This is a genomic window from Methylophaga sp. (assembly GCF_048266885.1).
In the GTDB taxonomy this organism is placed as follows: domain Bacteria; phylum Pseudomonadota; class Gammaproteobacteria; order Nitrosococcales; family Methylophagaceae; genus Methylophaga.
The window spans coordinates 1-21798 of record NZ_JBLWYR010000032.1; the positions used below are offsets into that span (position 1 = coordinate 1).

The window sequence follows — 21798 nt, forward strand, 5'->3', positions numbered from 1 at the left end:
CAGAGATTAGGAAAGTTTATGCGAAAACGACATTCCCGCCGTCAAAGTGGCGGTATAGCTGAAATCAACATGACACCACTGATCGATATGGTGTTTATTTTGCTGATCTTTTTTATTGTGACCACTTCTTTTGTCAAAGAAACCGGTGTCGATGTAAATCGTCCATCGGCAAAAACAGCAGTGGAAAAAGAACGCGCTAATATTTTAATTTCGATCCGTGAAAATGACGAAATCTGGATGGACCAACGGCAAATTGATCGCCGTGCTGTCCGTGCCAATGTCGAGCGGATGTATGCAGAAAATCCGGAAGGTTCGGTCATTATCCTGGCCGATGAAGAGGCGAAAACCGGGCTGTTGATTGAAGTCATGGATCAGGCACGTTTGGCGGGAGTTGCGAATGTCTCAATTGCTGCTGAACGGGACTAGCCGCGGGGAATCACCAGCTATGCGTATCTTGATTGGATTAGTGCTGGCGATCGTGGTCAATTATGGTCTGTTCACTTTAATGAAAGAAATGACCACTTCGGATAGCAATTTGTATCGTGATGATAACGAAATGCTAGTGCTGGACTTTGTGCGTTTGAAACAAGAAGAAACGCAGCCGGAGACCGTCAAACGCGAAATACCCAAAAAACCACCACCTCCAGAAGAGCCACCGCCACCAACCGCGACCACTACGCCTAAAATGACACAGCCAAATGTGCAGCAACCGAAAATGGATATGCCGAGGATTGATGTGCCGTTGAATATTGCCGGACAACCTTATCTGGGTGATTTCAGTGCGGAACCTGCTCCGGCTCCGTCACCGGTTCCGGCACAGCCAGGCCCACAAATGGATGACGAAGTGGTGGCTTTGGTGCGCATTCCACCAAATTATCCACGCGTTGCACAGCGACGTGGCATTGAAGGTGTGGTCACCGTAGCCTTTACCATTACCCGTGACGGACGAGTAAAAGATCCTGTTGTGGTGTCTGCTAATCCAGAGAACGTATTTGATAACGCAGCCATGACAGCCATACTCAAATGGAAATTTAAACCTAAAGTCGTGGACGGGGAACCGGTGGAACGCCGTGCGACTCAGGAAATAGAATTTAAGTTGGCCAGATAAAATGAAACTACTTAATCAAAAATTCGTTTTGATGGCTTTATTGGCCTGTCTTAGCTTGCCCTTTCAGGCTATGGCCGAAGATGAGTATCTACTCACTGAAGCAACCTACAAAGCACTGAGTGCTGCTCAGGAAAAAATGGAGCAGCAACAATACCGCCAAGCTGAAGCCGATCTGAAAAAACTGATCAGTGAAACCGAAGCGGGTTCTTACGAACGTGCAGTGGTGCTGCAAACGCTAGGTTATCTGTATTCTGAAACTGAACAGTACAACTTGGCTGCAGAGCAATTTGAACAAGCCCTGTCGCTTAATGCCTTGCCTAAAGATGTCACGCATAACCTGCGGTATAACCTGGCCCAACTTTTAATCGGTGATGGTAAATATCAAAAAGGAATTGATTCTCTGACTCTTTGGCTCAAAGATGAGCCGCAGGCAAACAGTAGTGCTTATGTCCTATTGGCCACTGCTTATTATCAGATCAATCAGTTCACTAAGGCGGTAGAGGCCATTCGCGTCGCGATTCAACGAGATAATGCACCGAAAGAAAACTGGTATCGATTGCAACTGGCGGCACATATGGAAATGCAGCAATACAATCAATCTATTGATGTGCTGGAAATTTTAATCGAGCGGTTCCCAGTCAATAAATCTTATTGGGATCAGCTGGCTGCATTATATGCCCAGCAGGAAAAACGCCTTACGTCGCTAGCGGTACAAACGCTAGCAAAACGCCTCAATTTAGGTGACAAAGACACTGTTTTACGTTTAGCCAATATGTACCGCTTTTTGAATATTCCGTATAAATCTGCGCAGCTGTTACAAAAATCAATGAATGATGGCGTAATTGAACGGAATTTCAAAAACCTGGAATCGCTTGCAGATAGCTGGCTAGCGGCTAGAGAGAATGAAAATGCGACCCAGGTTCTGGCGAGTATGCAATCCATGGACTCATCAGGTGAAACCGATCTAAAACTTGCCCGCGTTTTTATAGGTATGGAAAACTGGACTGAAGCGGCCGGACCATTGCAGCAAAGCTTGGAAAAATTACCGGAAAATAAACGCGGTCAGGCGTGGATGTTGTCAGGAATGGTGAATTATCATTTAGGTAATATTGAACAATCTGAGCAACAGTTAAATCGCGCCTTGGCATTTTCTGATGTCCGTAATCAGGCATCGCAGTGGTTAAGGCATTTGCAGAACACACGCAAAGATAAAGAAGATGCCTGAAAGTTCATTAGCAGAACTAAAAGCACAACTGGTCCAACATTATCAATGGCTACGACAGCATGGTTGCAATGATTCCCATAGTGGTAATGCTTCTTTTCGTTGGCATAATAAGATTTGGGTGACGCCTACAGGATGTTGTGCCGATACCTTGACCCCTGACATGCTGGTGGCCTGTGATATCGACGGGCAGATCGGTGAGGGTGCTTCGCTTGATGCGCCACTTCATATAGCAAGTTACCAGCACAATCCTTCGACAAAAGCGGTGATTCATAGCCATGGTGCTCATGCGATTGCAATGACGATGAGCGGTAAGGATTTTGTACCGGTAGATTTTGAAGGACAGTATTATTTCCCTACCGTACCCGTTATCACTATTAACTACGACGAATATGTGGAAAAGTCACCTTTAGCCGTAGCCCAAGGCCTAGCCCGTCATAAAGTTGTCATTGTTCGCGGGCATGGTGTGTATGCCTGTGCAGAAACTATCAATTTGGCTTATAAGTGGAGTTGCTCGGTAGAGCTTTCTGCAAAAACTGCTTGGCTGGCTGCTCAGCTATAATTCAACATTCTCGAAACAAATCGATCAAAAATAAGTCTTAGTAAACTCTCACAAGCATCCTCAAAGGGATTTTTGACACATGACTGCCGAAAAAGCCTTTTCTTTTTCTCACTCAGAACCCGCTTATTTGCGTAGCCCTCGTCTTGATCTATCAGATGCGGCTGCAATCCGTATGGAGCTAGCGACTTATTTCAATGCGACATGTGATCGCTATGAATCGTTGTTTGAAACCCTGAAATCAGATGAAGGGTTTTATCAAAAAAGCATCCCGTTACGCCATCCGCTGATTTTTTATTACGGTCATACCGCGACTTTTTTTGTTAATAAACTCCTACTGGCCGGCTTGTTAAGCCAACGTATCAACCCACGGTTTGAATCCATGTTTGCTGTCGGTGTAGATGAAATGAGTTGGGATGATCTCAACGATGCACATTATGAATGGCCAACGGTGGCGGAAGTCACGGCATATCGACAACAGGTCAGAACTGCGGTGAATCAATTGATCCAATCTGCACCATTACAATTACCCATCAACTGGGATAATCCTTGGTGGGCCATCATCATGTGCATTGAACATGAACAAATCCACCTTGAAACCTCATCGGTATTAATTCGCCAACAACAAATTCAGTGGGTGCAAAACCAGCCCGCTTGGCAGGCATCTGAACTTTCTGGACCAGCACCTGAAAATACACTTTTGCCCGTCACATCGGGTGAAGTTCAGATCGGCAAATTATTTGATGATGCTTATTACGGTTGGGACAATGAATACGGTCAGCATCAAGCTGAGGTCGAGGCATTTCAAGCTTCAAAGTATTTAGTCAGTAATCAGGAATTTTTAGCCTTTATTGATGCCGGTGGTTATTTAAATAAATACTTCTGGCAAGAAGAGGGGCTGCAATGGCGTGAGTTTACTCAAGCAGAATATCCAACATTCTGGATCAAAAACGAAAATGGCTGGCAGCTGCGTTTAATGACCGAAGTGGTGCCGATGCGTTGGGATTGGCCGGTTGAAGTCAACTATCACGAGGCGAAAGCATTCTGTGCATGGAAAGCTGAAGCAACCGGAGAAACCGTTCGTTTACCAACCGAAGATGAATGGTATCGTCTGGCTCAGTTTGTCGATCTACAAGAATTGGATGAAAAACCAGCACCCGCCAATATCCACTTGGATCATTTTGCTTCCTCGTGCCCAGTGAATCAGTTTGCACAGGGTGATTTTTTCGATGTCAGGGGAAATGTTTGGCAATGGACTGAAACGCCAATTTACCCGTTTGAAGGTTCTCAAGTTCATCGTTTGTATGACGATTTCACTACCCCAACCTATGATGGAAAGCATAATCAGATTAAAGGTGGTAGCTGGATTTCCTCAGGCAATGAAACACGTCTATCATCACGCTATGCTTTTAGACGTCATTTTTTTCAACATGCAGGGTTTCGTTATGTTGTGTCCGATACTCCGGTCGTGAATCTCGACTCAAATTATGAAACCGATAAAATGCTGTCGGAATACGCCGAATTTCATTACGGTGAATCTTATTTTGATGTGCCGAATTTTCAAAAAACCATTGCGCAGATTGCCATTGATAGAATGGCTGACAAACCGGCCAAACGCGCTCTGGATCTAGGATGTGCCGTTGGTCGAGCCAGTTTTGAATTAGCCAAACATTTTGATCATGTAACCGGTATCGATTTCTCCGCTCGTCTGATTAATCTGGGCGTGCAACTCAAACGCGATGGTGTGATTCGTTATGCTGTGGCCGATGAAGGTGATTTATTACTGTATCGGGAAGAACGATTGGCTAATTTTGACTTGGATGAATGTGCCTCTAAAGTTGAATTTATGCAGGGCGATGCCTGTAACTTAAAATCGGTTTACAGTGATTATGATTTGGTTGTGGCGGCAAATTTATTGGATCGCTTGTATGACCCGATATTATTTCTAAAAGTTATCCATGAGCGGATTAATGCAGGTGGTCTTTTAGTCTTAGCCTCACCGTATACCTGGCTGGAAGAGCACACTGATAAAGCCAATTGGCTGGGTGGATTCAAAAAAGACGGAGAGAGCTTTTCCACTTTGGATGGGATAAAAAGCATATTGGAACAACATTTCACGTTGCTTGAACCCCCGTTTTCTCAAGCGTTTGTTATTCGTGAAACCCGGCGCAAATTCCAGCATACTCTTTCGGAGGTGACTATCTGGGAACGTCGAAATGTCGAAGATTGATTTTGATCTGCTAATAGATCGCAGTGGAACTTATAGTCTTAAATACGACGCCCGCAAGCGACTATTTGGCCGTGAAGATGCCATCCCGTTATGGGTGGCTGATATGGATTTCGCTGCACCAGAGGCTGTTACAAACGCGTTAACCAGCCGAGCTGAGCATCCAGTGTATGGATATAGTGAATATCCAGAAGCGTTGTATCAAGCAACTCAAGAGTGGTTTCAACGACGCCATCAGTGGCAGATTGATTCGCAACATATCCTGATCTGCCCTGGAGTGGTGCCGTCACTGCATGCCACTATTATGGCCCTTACCGAAGAACATGATCAGGTCATAGCGCAGCCTCCTGTCTATTTTCCATTTTTCTCTGCGGTTACGGAGACTCAGCGTGATCTAATCTTGAACCCATTACGATTAGTGGATGATTATTATCAGATAAATTATGAACAATTGGCGGAACAGGCAGCAGCAGGTGCAAAAATGTTATTGCTGTGTTCACCGCATAATCCAGGTGGTCGTGTCTGGACTGAAACTGAACTCACCAAACTGCTAGATATTGCCAGACAATATCAATTGATAATTATCAGCGATGAAATTCATGCTGATTTGGTTTTCCAGGGCCAAAAACATATTCCATTGGCCTCACTTGCAGATGATGTACCTGTTATTACGGCGGTGTCTGCAAGTAAGACATTTAATATCGCCGGTCTGGGAATGTCGATGTTGATTGTGCCGAATACTGAGCATAAAAAAGCGATTGAATCGGTATTTAATTCATGGCATGTCAGTGCAGCCAATCCTTTCAGTATTGAGGCCACAATCGCCGCGTATCAACACGGTGAGCAATGGCTGGATCAATTGTTAGTGTATTTGCAGCAGACTTATAATTGGGTACAAGATTATTTTGCTGAACATTTACCCAAGATACGAGTTTTACCGTTACAGTCGACTTATTTATTGTGGTTGGATTGCCAGGATTTGCAGCTTGATGACAAACAGCTGCGAACGTTTTTTGTGCAACAAGCTGGCGTGGCGATGAATCCTGGAGCAATGTTTGGTGAAGGGGGAAGCGGTTTTATGCGGATGAATATCGCAGCTCCGCGAGCCATAATTGAGCAAGCCTGCCAACAAATTGTCTTAGCCTGGGGAAGTGTGCAATAAGTCTTCTAAAACACAACATTTAATCTAGTAGATTTACTTCAACAATAAGGGGTGTGTGATGCAACGAACTATTGGTGATGCAGCAGGAAAAATTTGGAAATATCTAAAAACCAATGGACAGACCAGTACGACAAAATTGGCTATCGAATGTGAGCTTGATACTAAAATGGTACAGAGAGCAATTGGCTGGTTGGCTCGAGAAGATAAACTGACTTCAATTCAAAAAGGCCGCAGTGAATTTATTAGTCTTAAAGAAAGTTAATCAGCCGGCAATTTTTGTTTCACCGTAAATGCTCCCCTAACGCTGCCGATTTTAAAACCCGTAGCTTGGTCATTGGGGTAGAGCTTGGTTAATTCGGCTTGGATTTGTTCAGGTATTTTTTCACCATGACAGGTCACGCAAACCAAATCTGTACCAATGGCTTTCATCACGCGCCATTGTTGAAATCCTTCTGTCTCAACCGGTTCACTAAAGCGAAGCTTTTTAATCGTTTCACCCGCTTCCAATCTGGTTTCAAAATCTCTTAATACAGTTGTCTCCCATTCATCAGCTTTGTTAGCTGGATTTCTCACCTTTAGGGAAGTTCGGCTGATATCAAGGTTATATTTAGTTGAAATCTGTTGAGCTACTCTGGGTGCAATATCTTTACAAACCGCAATGCTTTTAACGGAACCATCAGTTTGCATGGATAACATTAATGCCGATTTGAGGGTTTCGGCGAATTCTTTTATGGCCTGATTAGCGTGTTTTTCAAAGCTTTTTGCATTGTCTTCAGCATTGATGGGCGCAGAGAATAATAGGATCGTGATCAAAAGAATCTGTCGAATGTTCATAACATTACTCCGCGTTGAGTCGATAAACATGATGCCACATAAAGGGCTTTATTCTTCATCCACATCGACGGTGGGTAAAATTCCAACAAAGCCATTCTAAAAATTAGAACGCATCATGGCAGTGAACCACAGCATCTGAATAATATGCAACAGTGCTTACTCGAAACAAGTGCTAACACAATCATCTTATTGACCCCGCACAAAAATATAATGGATATCTAAATATAAGTATCTTGCATATATGTGACGTGTCTTGTGTTATTTCATTCCAATAGCTTAGATGCTTGTACATCTGGCTTTTATCCTGCTAACCTTCGGGCAACTTGAATTTTTTGACTAAGACAAAATGACCAATATCTACGACGCTTCGGCAATTGAGGTTCTAACGGGATTGGATCCGGTCAGAAAGCGGCCCGGCATGTATACAGATACAACTAGGCCGAATCATCTGGCTCAAGAAGTCATTGATAATAGTGTCGATGAAGCTATTGCCGGTCACGCAACGAATATTGAAGTCATCCTGCACCCTGATAATTCGCTTGAAGTGATTGATAATGGTCGGGGTATGCCAGTGGATATTCACCCGGAAGAAGGTGTTCCCGGTGTTGAAGTCATCCTGACTCGTTTACATGCCGGTGGCAAGTTCTCCAATAAAAATTATCGGTTTTCCGGTGGTCTGCATGGCGTAGGTGTTTCTGTCGTGAATGCCTTATCCAAACGGCTGGAAGTCAATATCCGCCGTGATGGTGTCAGTTACAGTATTGCGTTTGAAAATGGTCTATTGGTTGAATCCTTAGCTGAAACAGGTACAGTCGGCAAAAAAAATACCGGCACCAGTGTGCGCTTCTGGCCCGATACCAGTTTCTTTGATGCGCCTAAATTTCTGGTTTCCCGACTGCGTCATGTCTTACGTGCCAAAGCCGTATTGTGTCCCGGTCTGGTTGTTACCTTCGAAGATTTAAGCGGTGCCGAAAAACAAAACGATCGCTGGTGTTATGAAGACGGTTTAAACAGTTACCTCGCCAATGCGATGACTGATGTGCCCTGCGTACCGGCCAAACCATTTGTTGGGCATTTTGCTGATGAAACACAGGAAGTCGATTGGGCTTTGATGTGGCAACTTGAACCGGCCGAAGTTATCGCTGAAAGTTATGTAAACCTGATCCCAACTGCTCAAGGCGGTACCCATGTAAATGGTTTACGTTCAGGTCTGCTAGACGCCTTACGGGAATTTTGTGAATTTCGCAGTCTGCTACCGCGTGGCGTCAAACTCTCAGCTGAAGATATCTGGGAAAGATGCAGTTATGTGTTATCAGTCAAACTTCAGGATCCTCAATTTTCCGGTCAGACCAAAGAACGCCTGTCTTCCAGACAATGTGCCGGGTTTGTAGCTGGTGCAGTAAAAGATTCTTTCAGCCTATGGCTCAATCATCATATTGAAGATGGTGAAAAAATAGCCGAGCTGGCGATTAATAACGCTCAATCTCGCTTAAAACAAGCCAAAAAAGTCGTGCGTAAACGGGTGCAATCCGGCCCGGCATTACCCGGCAAACTTGCCGATTGTACTTCTCAAGATCCAGCCCGTACTGAATTGTTTCTGGTGGAAGGGGATTCTGCTGGCGGCAGTGCCAAACAAGGTCGGGATCGCGTATTTCAAGCCATCATGCCGCTACGCGGTAAGATCCTGAATACCTGGGAAGTCGAAGCTTCTCAAGTATTGGCTTCACAAGAGGTTCATGACATAGCCGTTGCGGTAGGGGTGGATCCCGGCTCAGATGATCTCACTGGTCTGCGTTATGGCAAAATCTGTATCCTGGCCGATGCTGACTCAGATGGTGCGCATATCGCCACCTTGTTATGTGCATTATTTGTACGACATTTTCGACCGTTGGTTGAAGCTGGACATATCTGTGTCGCCATGCCGCCGTTATATCGAATCGACGTTGGCAAACAAGTTTTCTACGCTTTGGATGATGAAGAACGCAAAATCATTCTGGAACGCATTGAGCGTGACAAAATAAAAGGCAAAGTTAGTACCCAGCGATTTAAAGGTTTGGGTGAAATGAATCCTTTGCAATTACGTGAAACCACCATGGCCCCGGATACTCGTCGGCTTATTCGTCTGACCATTGATGCCGAAGACGATACATTTATGATGCTTGATAAATTGCTGGCCAAAAAGCGGGCGGGTGATCGCAAAATCTGGCTGGAACAGCATGGCGATTTGGCTGATGGTTTAATCTGAACTGAGAGTTTTAAATGAGTACATTAGTCGACGATCTGGAACAGCAACCGCTTCGTGATTTTACCGAAAAAGCGTATCTGGGATATTCCATGTACGTCATTTTGGATCGGGCCCTGCCCCATCTGGCTGATGGTCTGAAACCAGTCCAACGGCGTATTGTTTACGCGATGTCCGAGCTAGGTCTCAGTGCCGTTTCCAAACATAAAAAATCTGCTCGTACCGTGGGTGACGTGTTAGGTAAATACCATCCGCATGGTGATTCAGCCTGTTACGAAGCTATGGTGTTGATGGCTCAGCCATTTTCCTATCGTTATACCTTGATTGATGGCCAGGGCAACTGGGGGTCGATGGATGATCCTAAATCGTTTGCGGCCATGCGTTATACCGAAGCCAGGTTGGCACCTTATGCTCAAACATTATTAAGTGAATTGGGGCAGGGCACAGTTGAATGGATGCCTAATTTTGATGGCACCATGGATGAGCCACAATTACTGCCTGCACGTCTTCCGAATGTATTACTCAATGGCGCCACTGGTATTGCTGTGGGTATGGCAACCGATATCCTGCCGCATAACCTGCGGGAAGTGGTGAACGCTTGCCTGCTATTACTTAAATCACCGAAAAGCACCCTAGAAGATCTGTTAACTGAAATTCAGGGTCCAGATTTCCCGACCGGCGGTGAAATTGTTTCATCACAAGCAGAAATCCGCCGTATCTATGAAACTGGCCATGGTTCGATTCGCCAACGCGCTTCTTACAAAGTTGAAGAACACGAAGTCATTATTCATGCACTGCCATATCAGACTTCCGGTGCCAAAGTGCTGGAGCAGATTGCCGCACAAATGAATAATAAAAAGCTACCGATGGTGGCGGATTTACGTGATGAATCTGATCACGAACAAGCTGTGCGCCTAGTGATTGTGCCGCGCTCTAATCGTGTCGATATAGAAAGTCTGATGCTGCACTTGTTTGCTACCACCGATTTGGAACGCAGCTACCGCGTCAATATGAACATGATCGGTCTGGATGGGCGGCCACAGGTTAAAAACCTACTGCAAATGCTCAGCGAATGGTTAATTTACCGTGTAGAAACGGTTCGACGCCGCTTGCAATTCCGTCTGGATAAAGTGCTGGATCGCATACATGTGTTGGAAGGCTTATTGATCGCCTACCTAAATATTGATGAAGTGATTGCGATTATTCGCAATGAAGATGATCCAAAAGCTGAGTTGATGGCGCGTTTTAATCTCAGTGATCGCCAGGCCGAATCGATACTTGAATTACGTTTACGTCACTTGGCCAAGCTTGAAGAAATGAAGCTCCAGGGTGAAATGGATGAGCTGAGCAAAGAACGTAAATCACTGGAATTATTATTAAGCTCAGATACCCGTTTGAAATCTTTAATCCGCAAAGAGCTCACAGCCGATGCCGAAAAATATGGTGATGATCGTCGCAGTGAAATCAAACAACGTGATGCGGCCAAAGCCCTCAGTGAAAATGAATTATTACCAACGGAACCGCTGACCATTGTTTTATCTGCCAGTGGCTGGGTACGTGCCGCTAAGGGTCATGATGTGGATCCGGCCTCATTGAATTATCGAACCGGCGATCGTTTCCTTGCGTCGGTGAAAACTCGCAGTAACCAACAAGTGGTGTTTTTGGATGAAAGTGGCCGTAGTTACTCCCTTGCAGCGCATACGTTACCGTCAGCCAGGGGGCAGGGTGAACCGTTAAGTGGTCGTCTGCAATCTGCTGCAGAAGTACGTTTTATTGCGGTGATCGCTGCTGAAAATGAGCAGATGATCTTGTTATCCAATACCGCAGGTTATGGTTTTGTAACGCGCTTTGATAATTTATTGGCTAAAAATAAAGCGGGTAAAGCGCTATTCAATCTGCCGGATAAAGCTGCTTTATTGCCGCCGCTAGTGGTGGATACCAAAACCCCACAGCAACTGGCTGTCGCTGCTGGTGATGGTCGTTTGCTGGTTTTCCCGATAAGTGAAGTGCCAGAATTAAATAAAGGTAAAGGCGTACGGCTTATCAATATTCCACAGGCTCGCTTTAGTAGCGGCCAGGAGTGGCTGCAATCGGTTACGCTGGTACCAGAAAATCACAGTCTGACGCTGCATGCTGGACGTCGACATCTGACGTTGAAAACGGCTGATTTGCAACACTATGCTGGAGAGCGTGGCAAACGTGGACATAAGCTGCCTCGTGGATTACAAAAAGTAACTGCTGTCGAAGTAGCCGAGTAAAAAGCTCGGTTACTTGTTATCCTATTAGGCTGAATTCACAATGCCTGATAGAGATGCTTGATTTACCTTCTGATCATTTTTCCGTTACTGCCGTATTGCTGAAAAAAGTCAGTCAACACCGCTGGGCCAAACATTCTTGGTCTTTGCTGGGTGTGATGCCTGGACTTGGCGAGACACAATTGTCTAATGCGCAGATAGAAGGTGAGCTGCATTACTATCCAGATCTGCATCTGCGATTATTTCGGCATTATTGTGAAAGTTATTACCACAATTTGATGTCAGAACAGGCCAAGATCTATTTTATTGGCCGCTTGGAGAATGACGAGTTAACTCCTGTTTTACTCACCGTAGATTTCGATGAAGCGGCTTCTTATATGGAAGCGGGCGATCAGGTGCTCGAAGCTGCCTTGCCAGATGAATTATGTGTTTGGCTGGAACGTTTTTTGATTTATCACTATGCACCGGAAGCACCCAAAAAACGCCGTCGTGAACGCTGGAAAGATAAAGATGGAGGTGCCAGATGACAGAAAAACCGGCAGCCGAAAATTTTTTATCGCGCTGGTCTCGCCGTAAACAACAATCTGAAACGGTAGCAGAGCCGCCCACCGAAAATTTAACTGAGATAGAACAAGCTGAACTGCCTCAAGCAACGGTAGCAAAAGAGCCGGTTGAATTACCTATTTGGCAACGCAAAGACGTTGATCCAGAAACCAAACAGCAAGCATTACGAGATTTATTTCGCAAACCCGGTTTTAACAAAACCGATGGGCTTGAGGAATACGAAAATGACTACAACTATCAAAATTTTGCTGGTCTGGGCTCTGTGGTTACTCATGAAATGAAACGTTTTTTAGAACGGCAGCTCGCGGCAGATGAAACAGCAGAACAGTCGACAATAGCCAATTCAGCAGAAAATCCTGTGCAGGATGAACAAGCAAAACCGCGAGATAGTCGCGACGAGGAGGATAACCCCATTGCATAACGTGGTTTTGGAAGCAGGTCGAATTGAATTCCATCCTGTACAACTAATCGAATTTGAATCTCAAGGGCGTTTGCTCATTATCGGCAGTGGTGAGGTTATCTCTGCAGTGGCTGGACATTGTCAGCCATTAACAGTGAGCGCGTTCGTAACAGACAACACAAAGGTCAGTGGTGAAGAAGTCACGTTATTGTCGGGTGAATTAACCGATTTAACGGGTTGGCTCGGCGAATTTGATGCAAAAATTGGCGGACAAACATTACGATTTGATTTGGTGTTGGATCTAAGTGATTCGCCAATTCTCAAACAGAACGTTTCGCCTTTAGGCTATTTTGCTCCAGGTGATAATCAACAAGCCTTGGCTGAAGCCCTACAGCAACTGCCTGATCTGGTCGGCATTTTTGATAAACCACGTTATTTTCAATATAAACCCAATATCTGCGCGCATTCCCGACGCGGTATTCAAGGCTGTAATCAATGTCTTGAAGCCTGTCCGGCTGAAGCCATCAGCCATGCCGGTGATGAAGTCAGAGTCGATCCGAATTTATGTCAGGGCTGTGGTAGTTGTGTGGCGGTATGCCCATCCGGTGCAATGAATTATGCGCTACCGACCTTGGATGTCAGTCTCGAACGGTTACGTTCAATGCTGCAACAATATGCTGAACTGGAAACCCAACCACCGCATATTTTGATCCACGATGAGGCTAACGCCCAAACTTTGTTGGAAATGCGCGGGCATGAACTTGCCAACAATGTGGTTGCTTTTTCGATTGAGGAAATTGGCGCACTCAGTATGCCGTTCTGGTTGGCCGCGATGGCGTATGGCGCTGCTGGCGTCACTTTATGGGACGCGCTGACCCACAGTGATCATGATTGGCAAGAATTACAGCAGCAAATGCAGTTAAGCAATGAATTACTGATCGGCATGGGCTATTCAACCGAGATTCATTGGTTTCAAGGCAATGATTTCAGCGCCTTAAAATCCCACTTGCAGCAGTTGCCCAAAACCGATGCTGCAACTCCAAGCCGCTTTGCCGGTATGGATAATAAACGTCGGGTCAGCACCATGGCGTTATCGCATTTGTATGAACAAGCTCCTGCACCTCAGGCAGAAATCAAACTTGAAAAACCAGCACCATTTGGTGAGATTCTAGTTGATAAACAAGCTTGCACATTATGTATGTCATGCGTGTCCGTCTGTCCGGTTGGTGCTTTGGTCGATGGTGTCGACAAACCTCAACTGAATTTTATTGAAGATTTATGTGTGCAATGCGGTATCTGTGAAACAGCTTGTCCGGAAAATGCCATCGCCTTGGCACCGCGCTATCTATATCAAAGGGACCAGGCGCGTCAGAAACGGATATTGCATGAAGAAGCGATTTTCCATTGCATCAGTTGTGCGAAACCGTTTGCCACCCAGAAAATGATCGACACCATAACGGCAAAACTAAAAGACCATCACATGTTTCAGGGAGCGGCTTTAGAGCAATTGAAGATGTGTGAAGACTGTCGTGTAAAAGCGATGTTTAAAAAAGGGTAATGGCCGTGGAAGAAATTGAAGAAACTCAGTGGCGTGCTCAGACATACGCTTTATTGGCCAATTTACTTGCCGCGCCACCACAGCAGGATTTGCTGGATAACATTACCAGTCTGCAGGTAACGCATCCGGAAAGTCCCTTAGGTCAAGGTTGGATGGCTTTAATAGAAGCGGCTAAACAAAACGATGTCGAGCAAATCGCCGACGAATATCAATTACTGTTTATCGGGTTGGCGCAAGGTGAAGTTATTCCTTACGGTTCGTTTTATCAAAGCGGTTTTTTAAATGAAAAGCCGTTGGCAAAATTACGCATCGATTTAGGCAAGTTAGGTTTGGAGCGACAGCAAGATAAAGCCGAACCTGAAGATCATATTGCTGGCGAGTGTGATGTGATGCGATTGATTCTGATGGCCAACGGCACGCCGATCATTGACGACAAAACTTTTTTTAACACTCATTTACGACCTTGGGCAGCCAAGTTTTTTACTGATTTGGCTAAAGCTAAAAGTGCGGCATTTTATGGTGGCGTCGCATTATTAGGAAAACAGTTTATTGAAGCGGAACTTCAACGACTAGAACAATGACAGATACTTAGAATTTAGAGGTGAATATCCTTGAACCACAGTGTCGACTGCGCGATAATTAAGCTTCAAATTTTGTTGTCGACGCTGACAACCTCTTGCTTGTCACTGCACTGATTTTCATTCGGAGAAATCCATGACTGCAAAGCCATTAAATAGCCGCAGAGAATTTCTGCACAAATTGACTGCCACAATTGGTGGCACGGCGACATTGGCTTTGACAGCAAATACGCTGCAAGCTGCTCCACAAAAAACAGTTGAAACTCCCGCCAAACCTACTCCTGCTGCAAAAGGTTATCAACATACCGAACATGTTGAAACTTACTACCAGCGCGCCGACTTTTAAAAGACTGACGTTATGAAACTGACTAAACGTGATCCGGCAACCATCATCAGTGGTATTTCTGGCGTAAATCGTCGAACCTTTCTGAAAGGTTCTGGTATTGCAGCTGGTGGCGCAGCTTTTATGAGTTTGTTGCCTAACGCGATGATTCAAAAAGCTGAAGCAGCAGAAGGCCATCAACCTGCTTACGACGAAGGTGAAATCACCAAAGTACGTAGTGTTTGCAGTCATTGTAGTGTCGGTTGTGGGGTAACTGCTGAAGTTCAAAATGGGGTGTGGATCGGTCAGGAGCCTAGCTTTGATCATCCTTTCAATCTCGGTTCACATTGCGCCAAAGGCGCTTCAGTTCGCGAACACGGTCATGGAGACAAACGTCTCAAATACCCTATGAAAAAAGTCGATGGTAAATGGCAGCGTTTGTCATGGGATCAAGCCATTGATGAAATCGGCACTCAAATGCTGAATATCCGTGAAACCTCTGGTCCGGATTCAGTTTACTGGCTCGGTTCGGCAAAATTCAGTAATGAACAAGCTTATTTGTTCCGTAAATTTGCTGCGTTCTGGGGCACTAATAACGTCGATCACCAAGCTCGGATCTGTCATTCCACTACTGTTGCCGGGGTAGCTAATACCTGGGGTTACGGTGCAATGACAAACTCCTATAACGATATTCATAATTCCAAAGCGATATTCATTATCGGTGCCAATCCGGCCGAAGCTCATCCTGTTTCACTACAACATATTTTCCGTGGTAAAGAGCGGGGCGCTCCGATCATCGTAGTCGATCCTCGTTTTAGCCGTACCGCAGCCCATGCCGATCAATTTATCCGTATTCGCAGTGGTTCAGATATTCCGTTTGTCTGGGGCATGTTGTGGCACATATTTGAAAATGGCTGGGAAGATAAAAGCTTTATCGAACAGCGGGTTTACGGAATGGACGAAATCCGTAAGGAAGTCGCTAACTGGCCACCTGCAGAAGTTGAAAAAGTCAGTGGAGCCAAAGAAGCAGATGTTTATCAGGCGGCTAAAACCATGGCTGAACATCGTCCAGGCACTGTGATCTGGTGCATGGGCATAACTCAGCATACCGTTGGTAACAGCAATACCCGTGCTTTATGCATCCTGCAACTGGCACTCGGTAATATGGGTGTTTCCGGTGGTGGGACCAATATTTTCCGTGGCCATGATAATGTGCAAGGCGCCACCGATTTCGGTGTGGTTTCCAACAGTTTGCCGGGTTATTACGGTTTAGCTGAAGGTGCTTGGGAACATTGGGCGCGCGTTTGGAATGTTGAGCTGGACTGGATCAAAGCAAAATTTGATCAAACCAAATATGAAGAAGTCGAAGGTACTGCGGTGCCACCGATGTATACCAATGGTATTACCGTTTCCCGCTGGATTGACGGTGTCTTAGAAGATAAAGATAACATCGACCAAAATGATGCCATCAAAGCCATGGTGCTTTGGGGACATGCACCAAACAGTCAGACCCGTGGCCCGGAAATGAAAGAGGCCATGGAAAAACTAGACCTATTGGTAGTAGTTGACCCTTATCCAACCGTTTCTGCCGTTATGAATGATCGTACTGATGGCGTGTATTTATTGCCGGCATCCACTCAGTTCGAAACCTATGGTTCATTAACGTCATCGAATCGCTCAGTGCAATGGCGTTTTCAGGTTATTAAACCATTATTTGAATCTTTGCCTGATCACACCATCATGTACAAATTCGCCAAAAAATTCGGCTTTGAAAAAGAATTGTGTAATCAGATTGAAGTGAATGGCGAAGAACCGTTAATCGAAGATATTACCCGTGAATACAACAGAGGCATGTGGGCGGTTGGTTACACTGGACAATCTCCGGAACGTCTCAAACTACAATCTGAAAATCTACATACCTTTAACACCACCACATTGAAAGCCGAAGGTGGCCCATGTGATGGTGAAATTTACGGTCTGCCTTGGCCTTGTTGGGGCCCACCAGAAATGAAACATCCTGGCAGTCATATTCTGTATGACAACTCAACGCCGGTAGCAGAGGGCGGCGGTCCTTTCCGTGCTCGTTTTGGTGTGGAACGTGATGGAGTCAATTTGTTATCTGAAGGCTCCAGTACAGTGGGTGCTGAACTCACAGACGGATATCCTGAATTTACCGATACCATGCTTAAAGAGCTGGGCTGGTGGGATGATCTAACTGCTGAGGAAAAAGCCGAAGCAGAAGGTCGAAACTGGAAAACCGATTTATCAGGCGGTATTCAACGTGTTGCAATCAAACATGGTTGTGCCCCGTATGGTAATGCTAAAGCGCGAGCTATCGTCTGGCAGTTCCCGGACCCCGTGCCTATTCATCGTGAACCGCTTTATACAACACGTCGTGACTTGGTAGAAAAATATCCTACTTACGAAGATCGCCGTAGCTTCTATCGTCTGCCGACTCGCTACGGTTCCATTCAAGCTACCGATTTCAGCAAAGATTTCCCATTGATAATGACCAGTGGTCGATTGGTGGAATATGAGGGTGGTGGTGAAGAAACCCGCTCTAACCCTTGGCTGGCTGAATTGCAGCAAGATATGTTTATCGAAATTAACCCTGCTGATGCCAACAATGCCGGCATTAAAAATGGTGAACAAGTTTGGGTGGATGGTCCTGAAGGCGGAACCATCAAAGTAATGGCTATGGTGACCGAGCGTGTTGAACGTGGCGTTGTCTTTATGCCGTTCCATTTTGGTGGCCATTATCAGGGTAAAGATTTGATTGATAACTATCCTGAAGGCACTGTGCCACATGTTCGAGGTGAATCGTGTAACACCGTGTTCACGTATGGTTATGACTCCGTAACGGCGATGCAGGAAACGAAAGTTTCTCTCTGTCGTATCCGTGCTGCCTAATTAAGGGGATTGCTAAATGGCTCGAATGAAGTTTTTGTGTGATGCCGAGCGTTGTATTGAATGCAATGCCTGCGTTACCGCTTGTAAAAATGAACATGAAGTACCTTGGGGTATTAACCGTCGTCGCGTCGTCACTATCGATGATGGTATTCCTGGTGAAAAATCTATCTCAGTTGCCTGTATGCATTGCAGCGATGCGCCATGCCAAGCGGTATGCCCAGTCGATTGCTTCTACACCACAGATGATGGTGTAGTGCTGCACGATAAAGATATCTGCATTGGTTGTGGTTATTGCTTTTATGCCTGCCCATTTGGTGCGCCCCAATATCCACAAGAAGGTGCTTTTGGTGCCCGCGGCAAAATGGATAAATGTACTTTCTGTGCTGGTGGCCCGGAAGAAGATAACTCGGCTGCCGAAGTTGAAAAATATGGTCGTAACCGTTTAGCCGAAGGTAAATTACCTTTATGTGCTGAGATGTGTTCGACCAAAGCATTGATTGCTGGTGACGGTGATATCGTTGCTGACTTATTCCGAAGCCGTGTGGTGCGTCGTGGCGGCCGTCCGGATAATTGGGGTTGGGCAACAGCCTACAAGGATTAATCATGAGACTGCTTGTTTTAATGCTTGGTGCCTTTTTGCTGACGGCTTGTTACGAAGATACTGATGTAACCATGCATAAAGCCGGAGTTTATAAAGGCAAAGAAGATAGCCATGCTTTGTCTGCTGAGGAACGTGCTGATGTGCTAAAGCAACGTTTCAATAGCGTACAAACGGATCGCTAACGGAGAAAGCATGTCTGCATCTGCTGCTATGACCAATCGTAAAAAAACATCACTTTGGGCGATGCTGATTATCGTACTTGCCATTCTGGTGATGCCATTAACTGGTTATTTATATGTCAGCATGGCTGGTACGGCGGCCGAAGAAACCAATCCGCGCGCCGATACTTGGCGTCAAGTGCGTGATAACACCAAAGGTTATAGTGCGGTTAAAGGCCAGGAAACGAATGAGCTGATCCAAGGGGCAGGTCAAAACTGGCGTCAATTACGTAATGGGCCAATTGCTACTTACGGTAGCTGGTTATTAAGTGGTGTAATACTGATACTTGCTGTGTTCTACTTATGGCGTGGAGAGATCAAACTTGATCATCCTCGTACCGGTAAAACGGTTGAACGTTGGACCTTAAACGAGCGACGTTTGCACTGGACAACAGCAACCCTATTTATCTTATTAGCGATCACCGGTCTGAGTCTGTTATACGGCCGGTTTGCTTTAATTCCATTGCTCGGTTACCCAGGCTTTTCAGCCTACGCCACAGCAGCTAAATGGATACACAACGTATTGGGGCCGGTGTTTATGGTGGCCTTATTTATCATTCTCATCAAATGGTTCAAAAATAATCTATTTACCAAAGTTGATATCGAATGGTTTAAAGCCTTTGGTGGCATGGTAGGGGACAAACATCCCTCAGCAGGTAAGTTCAATGGCGGTGAAAAAGCCTGGTTTTGGACGTTGGCAACAGCGGGTGTGGCATTATGTTTTTCGGGACTGGTATTGGATTTCCCCAATTTTGGACAGGAACGTGAAGTCATTATTGGTGCCCATCTGATTCATATTCTGACTGCGATGTTACTGATGGCGTTTTCACTAGGTCACATCTATATCGGTACCATCGGAACCGAGGGCGCACTTGAAGGTATGACAACCGGTCATGTTGATGTTGCCTGGGCCGAACAGCATCACGATCTTTGGTTAAAAGACGTCGAACAACAGCAGCAAAATACGCGTCAGTAATTTGCGCAAATTAGATACTTGTAATTAGCCAATCTGTAAAAATTGGTTGGCTGTTGTTTTTTTGAAGCTTTAGAAAAAATTTCTCCATGATCCATTTTGGATCAAATTCCCTCTCAACCTTGTGTAACAACATGCTGTTTCACACATTGTGCATTTATTTAGTGCGTTTTTGAACTCTCGCTCAATCTCCTAATCCTATCTTTAAACAAAAGCTTGATTTAGCTTTGATTTTTGCTCTTCATCAGGCTTCACAACAGCAGTTAGCCATGATAGTTTTGACTAGATTTTTATTATAAAAAAGCCAAAGTAGGCTATAAAGAGAGAGAGGGGCAACATGATCGATCAACCCATCAGTGTTCAACCAACTGGTAAAAAGATCAAACTGGCACGTATTACCAGTAAAGGTCGACAAATTGATCCAAAAGCACTGGTCGAAGTGCGTGAATTGCTGGGTAATGCATCCAGACAAAAAGATTTACTGATAGAACATTTGCATAAAATCCAGGATTTCTACAAACATATCTCAGCAGCACATTTAGTCGCGCTAGCCTATGAAATGAAACTGTCTCGTGCAGAAGTATATGAAGTCGCCACCTTCTACCATCATTTTGATGTGATTAAAGAAGGTGATGCCGTTCCTGCCGATTTAACCGTTCGCGTCTGTGACTCAATGACTTGTGAAATGGCCGGTGCTGAAGGTCTGATTGATTCACTTGAAACCGCCATGGGTGAAAAAGTCCGCGTACAGCGAGTCCCTTGTATTGGTCGTTGTGATAAAGCTCCAGTTGCTGTTGTCGGTATGCATCCGGTCGAATTTGCCGATGTTCAAAAAGTCGATGAACTGGTTGAACAAGGCGTAACTGAACCCGAAACCATCGCTCCTATTCTGTTTGAACAATATCTCTCCAACGGCGGCTACACCATCTATCAGCAATGTATGGCCGGTCAGCATGATGTCAATAAAGTACTCGACATGATGGATGACTCTGGTTTGCGTGGTTTAGGTGGTGCGGGTTTCCCAGTTGGTCGTAAATGGCGGATCGTGCGAGATCAACCAGCCCCGAGATTAATGGCCGTCAATATTGATGAAGGTGAGCCGGGTACCTTTAAAGACAAATACTATCTGGATCGTGATCCTCATTGTTTCCTCGAAGGCATGCTGATCGCTGCCTGGGCAGTAGATATCAATGAAATCTATATTTATCTGCGTGATGAATATGCCGCCATTCGCGTCATGTTAGAACAAGAGCTTGCCAAGCTACGTGCTCATCCACCGGTCACCAATTTGCCGACGATCCATTTACGCCGTGGTGCTGGCGCCTATATTTGTGGCGAAGAGTCGGCAATGATTGAATCCATCGAAGGTAAACGTGGCATGCCACGTCTACGTCCACCATTTGTAGCTCAAGTTGGCTTATTCGGTCGGCCGACTTTAGAGCACAATATGGAGTCGCTGTATTGGGTTCGCGATATTCTTGAGAAAGGTCCAGAGTGTTTTACCGATCACGGACGTCACGGTCGCAAAGGTCTGCGTTCATTTTCGGTGAGTGGTCGAGTCAACAACCCAGGTGTACATTTGGCACCAGCCGGTATCACTATGCGTGAACTGATTGATGAATATTGCGGCGGCATGCTCGAAGGGCACGAGTTTTATGGCTATTTCCCCGGTGGTGCCTCAGGCGGAATTTTGCCTGCGTCGTTAGGTGATGTGCCTTTGGATTTCGACACTTTGCATGAATATGGCAGTTTTATCGGCTCTGCTGCGGTGATTGTATTTTCCGATAAAGACAGAGCACGCGATTTGGCAGTCAATGCAATGCGTTTCTTTGAAGATGAGTCCTGCGGCCAATGTACACCTTGTCGCGTAGGTACTGCCAAAGCGGTTACCTTAATGAAACAGGCTAAATGGGACGAACCATTACTCGAAGAGTTGTCTCAAGTAATGGTAGACGCGTCGATTTGTGGTCTGGGGCAAGCCGCTCCAAATCCGCTACGAAGCGTCGTCAAGTATTTCCCTGAGGAGTTGAAATAATGGCCACTCAATTGCAAGACAGCGTAGAAA

20 protein-coding genes are annotated in these 21798 nt (G+C 45.5%); 19 read left to right on the top strand and 1 reads right to left on the bottom strand.

Annotated features, from left to right (window positions below; genetic code table 11):
• Positions 1-69: 69 nt before the first annotated feature.
• From ACN0V2_RS12700 to ACN0V2_RS12730, 7 genes are all read left to right on the top strand, one after another.
• Positions 70-426, top strand: coding sequence for an ExbD/TolR family protein (locus ACN0V2_RS12700; RefSeq protein WP_417551214.1), 357 nt, complete (start codon positions 70-72; stop codon positions 424-426).
• Positions 398-1108, top strand: coding sequence for an energy transducer TonB (locus ACN0V2_RS12705; RefSeq protein WP_417551196.1), 711 nt, complete (start codon positions 398-400; stop codon positions 1106-1108). The genes ACN0V2_RS12700 and ACN0V2_RS12705 overlap by 29 nt, the downstream gene beginning before the upstream one ends.
• Before the next feature lies 1 nt (position 1109).
• A complete protein-coding gene (locus tag ACN0V2_RS12710; protein WP_417551197.1) occupies positions 1110-2333 on the top strand; it encodes a tetratricopeptide repeat protein in 1224 nt (407 codons plus the stop codon).
• Positions 2326-2892 (top strand): class II aldolase/adducin family protein, encoded by a 567-nt coding sequence (locus tag ACN0V2_RS12715; RefSeq protein ID WP_417551198.1) that lies wholly within the window; start codon positions 2326-2328, stop codon positions 2890-2892. Before ACN0V2_RS12710 ends, ACN0V2_RS12715 begins: the two co-directional genes overlap by 8 nt.
• Before the next feature lie 79 nt (positions 2893-2971).
• Positions 2972-5119, top strand: coding sequence for a 5-histidylcysteine sulfoxide synthase (ovoA, locus tag ACN0V2_RS12720; protein WP_417551200.1), 2148 nt, complete (start codon positions 2972-2974; stop codon positions 5117-5119).
• Positions 5106-6278 (top strand): MalY/PatB family protein, encoded by a 1173-nt coding sequence (locus ACN0V2_RS12725; RefSeq protein WP_417551201.1) that lies wholly within the window; start codon positions 5106-5108, stop codon positions 6276-6278. The genes ovoA and ACN0V2_RS12725 overlap by 14 nt, the downstream gene beginning before the upstream one ends.
• Before the next feature lie 58 nt (positions 6279-6336).
• A complete protein-coding gene (locus tag ACN0V2_RS12730) occupies positions 6337-6540 on the top strand; it encodes a winged helix-turn-helix domain-containing protein (protein ID WP_417551202.1) in 204 nt (67 codons plus the stop codon).
• Here the strand turns inward: ACN0V2_RS12730 and ACN0V2_RS12735 are convergent.
• Positions 6537-7112 carry a Tll0287-like domain-containing protein gene (locus ACN0V2_RS12735; RefSeq protein WP_417551203.1) on the bottom strand — a complete coding sequence of 192 codons (576 nt, stop codon included), beginning with the start codon at positions 7110-7112 and terminating at the stop codon, positions 6537-6539. The two genes, ACN0V2_RS12730 and ACN0V2_RS12735, sit on opposite strands and share 4 nt — an antisense overlap.
• Positions 7113-7458: 346 nt before the next feature.
• Between ACN0V2_RS12735 and parE the strand changes: the two genes are divergently transcribed.
• The 12 genes from parE to ACN0V2_RS12795 all read left to right on the top strand — a co-directional run bounded on the left by parE (position 7459) and on the right by ACN0V2_RS12795 (position 21768).
• Positions 7459-9357, top strand: a complete 1899-nt coding sequence (gene parE, locus ACN0V2_RS12740; RefSeq protein ID WP_417551204.1) for a DNA topoisomerase IV subunit B — start codon at positions 7459-7461, stop codon at positions 9355-9357.
• Positions 9358-9371: 14 nt separating this feature from the next.
• Positions 9372-11612, top strand: coding sequence for a DNA topoisomerase IV subunit A (gene parC, locus ACN0V2_RS12745; protein ID WP_417551205.1), 2241 nt, complete (start codon positions 9372-9374; stop codon positions 11610-11612).
• A gap of 53 nt (positions 11613-11665) precedes the next feature.
• Positions 11666-12136 (top strand): DUF3305 domain-containing protein, encoded by a 471-nt coding sequence (locus ACN0V2_RS12750; protein WP_417551206.1) that lies wholly within the window; start codon positions 11666-11668, stop codon positions 12134-12136.
• Positions 12133-12594 (top strand): DUF3306 domain-containing protein, encoded by a 462-nt coding sequence (locus tag ACN0V2_RS12755; protein ID WP_417551207.1) that lies wholly within the window; start codon positions 12133-12135, stop codon positions 12592-12594. Before ACN0V2_RS12750 ends, ACN0V2_RS12755 begins: the two co-directional genes overlap by 4 nt.
• 1 nt (position 12595) lies before the next feature.
• Positions 12596-14131 carry a 4Fe-4S binding protein gene (locus ACN0V2_RS12760; protein WP_417551215.1) on the top strand — a complete coding sequence of 512 codons (1536 nt, stop codon included), beginning with the start codon at positions 12596-12598 and terminating at the stop codon, positions 14129-14131.
• Entirely contained in the window at positions 14131-14712 is a 582-nt protein-coding gene (locus tag ACN0V2_RS12765) for a TorD/DmsD family molecular chaperone (RefSeq protein WP_417551208.1), read from the top strand. Before ACN0V2_RS12760 ends, ACN0V2_RS12765 begins: the two co-directional genes overlap by 1 nt.
• 133 nt (positions 14713-14845) lie before the next feature.
• Positions 14846-15055: a Tat pathway signal protein gene (locus ACN0V2_RS12770; RefSeq protein ID WP_417551209.1), complete on the top strand. Its 210-nt coding sequence runs from the start codon at positions 14846-14848 to the stop codon at positions 15053-15055.
• Positions 15056-15067: 12 nt separating this feature from the next.
• On the top strand, positions 15068-17941 hold the full coding sequence (locus ACN0V2_RS12775; RefSeq protein ID WP_417551210.1) for a formate dehydrogenase subunit alpha: 2874 nt from the start codon (positions 15068-15070) through the stop codon (positions 17939-17941).
• Between the two features lie 16 nt (positions 17942-17957).
• Positions 17958-18542, top strand: coding sequence for a formate dehydrogenase FDH3 subunit beta (fdh3B, locus tag ACN0V2_RS12780; RefSeq protein WP_292362139.1), 585 nt, complete (start codon positions 17958-17960; stop codon positions 18540-18542).
• Positions 18543-18544: 2 nt separating this feature from the next.
• Entirely contained in the window at positions 18545-18724 is a 180-nt protein-coding gene (locus ACN0V2_RS12785) for a hypothetical protein (RefSeq protein WP_417551211.1), read from the top strand.
• A 10-nt stretch (positions 18725-18734) separates the two neighbouring features.
• A complete protein-coding gene (locus ACN0V2_RS12790; RefSeq protein WP_417551212.1) occupies positions 18735-19736 on the top strand; it encodes a formate dehydrogenase subunit gamma in 1002 nt (333 codons plus the stop codon).
• A 334-nt stretch (positions 19737-20070) separates the two neighbouring features.
• Complete coding sequence (locus ACN0V2_RS12795) at positions 20071-21768, top strand: NAD(P)H-dependent oxidoreductase subunit E (protein WP_417551213.1); 1698 nt, start codon at positions 20071-20073, stop codon at positions 21766-21768.
• The last annotated feature ends 30 nt before the right edge of the window (positions 21769-21798 follow it).

Excerpts from the sequence above, each read along its gene's own strand:
- ACN0V2_RS12700 (WP_417551214.1), top strand. The coding sequence starts at position 70 with ATGACACCACTGATCGATATGGTGTTTATTTTGCTGATCTTTTTTATT.
- ACN0V2_RS12705 (WP_417551196.1), top strand. The coding sequence starts at position 398 with ATGTCTCAATTGCTGCTGAACGGGACTAGCCGCGGGGAATCACCAGCT.
- ACN0V2_RS12710 (WP_417551197.1), top strand. The coding sequence starts at position 1,110 with ATGAAACTACTTAATCAAAAATTCGTTTTGATGGCTTTATTGGCCTGT.
- ACN0V2_RS12715 (WP_417551198.1), top strand. The coding sequence starts at position 2,326 with ATGCCTGAAAGTTCATTAGCAGAACTAAAAGCACAACTGGTCCAACAT.
- ovoA (WP_417551200.1), top strand. The coding sequence starts at position 2,972 with ATGACTGCCGAAAAAGCCTTTTCTTTTTCTCACTCAGAACCCGCTTAT.
- ACN0V2_RS12725 (WP_417551201.1), top strand. The coding sequence starts at position 5,106 with ATGTCGAAGATTGATTTTGATCTGCTAATAGATCGCAGTGGAACTTAT.
- ACN0V2_RS12730 (WP_417551202.1), top strand. The coding sequence starts at position 6,337 with ATGCAACGAACTATTGGTGATGCAGCAGGAAAAATTTGGAAATATCTA.
- ACN0V2_RS12735 (WP_417551203.1), bottom strand. The coding sequence starts at position 7,112 with ATGAACATTCGACAGATTCTTTTGATCACGATCCTATTATTCTCTGCG.
- parE (WP_417551204.1), top strand. The coding sequence starts at position 7,459 with ATGACCAATATCTACGACGCTTCGGCAATTGAGGTTCTAACGGGATTG.
- parC (WP_417551205.1), top strand. The coding sequence starts at position 9,372 with ATGAGTACATTAGTCGACGATCTGGAACAGCAACCGCTTCGTGATTTT.
- ACN0V2_RS12750 (WP_417551206.1), top strand. The coding sequence starts at position 11,666 with ATGCTTGATTTACCTTCTGATCATTTTTCCGTTACTGCCGTATTGCTG.
- ACN0V2_RS12755 (WP_417551207.1), top strand. The coding sequence starts at position 12,133 with ATGACAGAAAAACCGGCAGCCGAAAATTTTTTATCGCGCTGGTCTCGC.
- ACN0V2_RS12765 (WP_417551208.1), top strand. The coding sequence starts at position 14,131 with ATGGCCGTGGAAGAAATTGAAGAAACTCAGTGGCGTGCTCAGACATAC.
- ACN0V2_RS12770 (WP_417551209.1), top strand. The coding sequence starts at position 14,846 with ATGACTGCAAAGCCATTAAATAGCCGCAGAGAATTTCTGCACAAATTG.
- ACN0V2_RS12775 (WP_417551210.1), top strand. The coding sequence starts at position 15,068 with ATGAAACTGACTAAACGTGATCCGGCAACCATCATCAGTGGTATTTCT.
- fdh3B (WP_292362139.1), top strand. The coding sequence starts at position 17,958 with ATGGCTCGAATGAAGTTTTTGTGTGATGCCGAGCGTTGTATTGAATGC.
- ACN0V2_RS12785 (WP_417551211.1), top strand. The coding sequence starts at position 18,545 with ATGAGACTGCTTGTTTTAATGCTTGGTGCCTTTTTGCTGACGGCTTGT.
- ACN0V2_RS12790 (WP_417551212.1), top strand. The coding sequence starts at position 18,735 with ATGTCTGCATCTGCTGCTATGACCAATCGTAAAAAAACATCACTTTGG.
- ACN0V2_RS12795 (WP_417551213.1), top strand. The coding sequence starts at position 20,071 with ATGATCGATCAACCCATCAGTGTTCAACCAACTGGTAAAAAGATCAAA.